This window comes from Streptomyces sp. (genome assembly GCF_031178505.1).
Lineage (GTDB): Bacteria > Actinomycetota > Actinomycetes > Streptomycetales > Streptomycetaceae > Streptomyces > Streptomyces gulbargensis.
Map to the genome: position 1 here is coordinate 1 of NZ_JAPSIW010001063.1, position 1,535 is coordinate 1,535.

Here is a 1,535-nt window from a genome sequence, read left to right on the forward strand (position 1 = left end):
GCTCGCGACCGCGTCGGCCCCGACGTGGTCGCGCGCGGCCTTTCCGTGCTGTTCTGCGGGATCAATCCGGGTCTGATGTCGGCTGCGACAGGCCATCACTTCGCCCGCCCGGGCAACCGTTTCTGGCCGGTGCTCCACCTGTCCGGGTTCACCCCGCGGCTGCTGCGGCCCGACGAGCAGGAGGAGCTCCTGTCGTACGGCCTGGGGATCACCAACGTCGTGGCACGGCCGACCGCGCGGGCCGACGAGCTGAGCCGCGAGGAGTACCGCGAGGGCGGCCGGACCCTGGCGGAGAAGGTGGAACGCCTGGCGCCGCGCCGGCTGGCGGTGGTCGGGGTCACGGCGTACCGGACGGCGTTCGACGAGCCGAAAGCGGTGATCGGGCCGCAGGAGCGGACGTTCGGTGCCACCCGCGTCTGGGTGCTGCCGAACCCGAGCGGGCTGAACGCCCACTGGACGACGGCGACGATGGCCGAGGAGTTCGCCCGGCTCCGCGAGGCGGCACGCACGCCGGAGGTCTGACGGCGCCCCGTGGGGCGGCCCCGGCGCGGCGGCGGCGGTCTCAGGACGGGCCGGTCCCGGGACGGGCCCGGTCTCAGGGCGGGTCGACCGTGGTCACGAGGGCGAGGAGCTGGAAGGGCAGCTCCTTGTCCCACTGGGAGACGCCGAGGCCGACCCAGCGCCCGTCCGCCCGCCACAGCCGCAGGTCCGGGACGTGGCAGCTCAGGGTCGCCCACGGCTCCGGTATCTCCTCGCCGTCCATGCTCCGCTCCAGGACGGAGTGGAGGCTCAGCTCGGACGGCGGGCCCCAGCGCGCGGTGAGCAGGACGGAGAGCCCGTCCCGTTCCGCTTCGTACTGGTCCTCGGCGAGCGCGCGGCGCGTGCCGTCGTCGTCCCAGAACTCCTCGCTCGTGGCGAGCTCACCGAGGTGGAAGCCGGGCCCGCTGTCGAGGGGACCGGATCGCGCCGGGCGGGGCGGGAAGGCGCGGGCGCGGAGCAGGTCGAGGGTCGCCAGGTGCCGTGCCGTGGTCATGGGGCCAGTAAACCGCCCGCCACTGACAGTTGGCGCCCCGTCAGGAGCCGGGGCGGGTGCCCGGCACGCGGGGCCCGGGGCCGCCGGTCGCCGCGTCCCCGCCCATTGAGTACCATCCGGCTCAGACGCGCACGAGCTGGGAGGACACACGGTGGGGCGGCTGACCGGCGGGGATCCGTCTCTTCTGCGGCGGATCAACTCCGCGGTGGTGCTCCATGCCCTGCGGGGTGCCGACGCTCCGACCCTCACGGATCTGACCCGGATCACGGGCCTGTCCCGGCCGACGGTCGAAGGGGTCGTCGAGGGCCTGATCGGGAGCGGGCTGGTCGTCGAGGCGGCGCCCGAGGAGGGCGAGGCCCGGCGCCAGGGGCGCCCGGCCCGGAGGTTCCGCTTCCGGGCGGAGGCGGGTCACCTCCTCGGTGTCGAGATCGGCCCCCACCGCGTCGCCGCCCTCCTCTCGGGCCTGGACGGCCGCATCATCGGCGCCGGATCGCGCGAGGTG

At 75.1% G+C, this 1,535-nt stretch carries 3 protein-coding genes; 2 read left to right on the forward strand and 1 reads right to left on the reverse strand.

The annotated features are described in order from the left end of the window. On the forward strand, positions 1–522 hold a 522-nt coding region (gene mug / locus RIF68_RS36255), incomplete at its 5' end, for a G/U mismatch-specific DNA glycosylase (RefSeq protein ID WP_309056010.1). 73 nt (positions 523–595) lie between these two features. Here the strand turns inward: mug and RIF68_RS36260 are convergent. Further along, entirely contained in the window at positions 596–1,033 is a 438-nt protein-coding gene (locus RIF68_RS36260) for a hypothetical protein (protein ID WP_309056012.1), read from the reverse strand. Between the two features lie 151 nt (positions 1,034–1,184). Between RIF68_RS36260 and RIF68_RS36265 the strand changes: the two genes are divergently transcribed. Continuing rightward, positions 1,185–1,535 (forward strand): helix-turn-helix domain-containing protein (locus RIF68_RS36265; protein ID WP_309056014.1); only part of this gene is annotated, 351 nt, incomplete at its 3' end.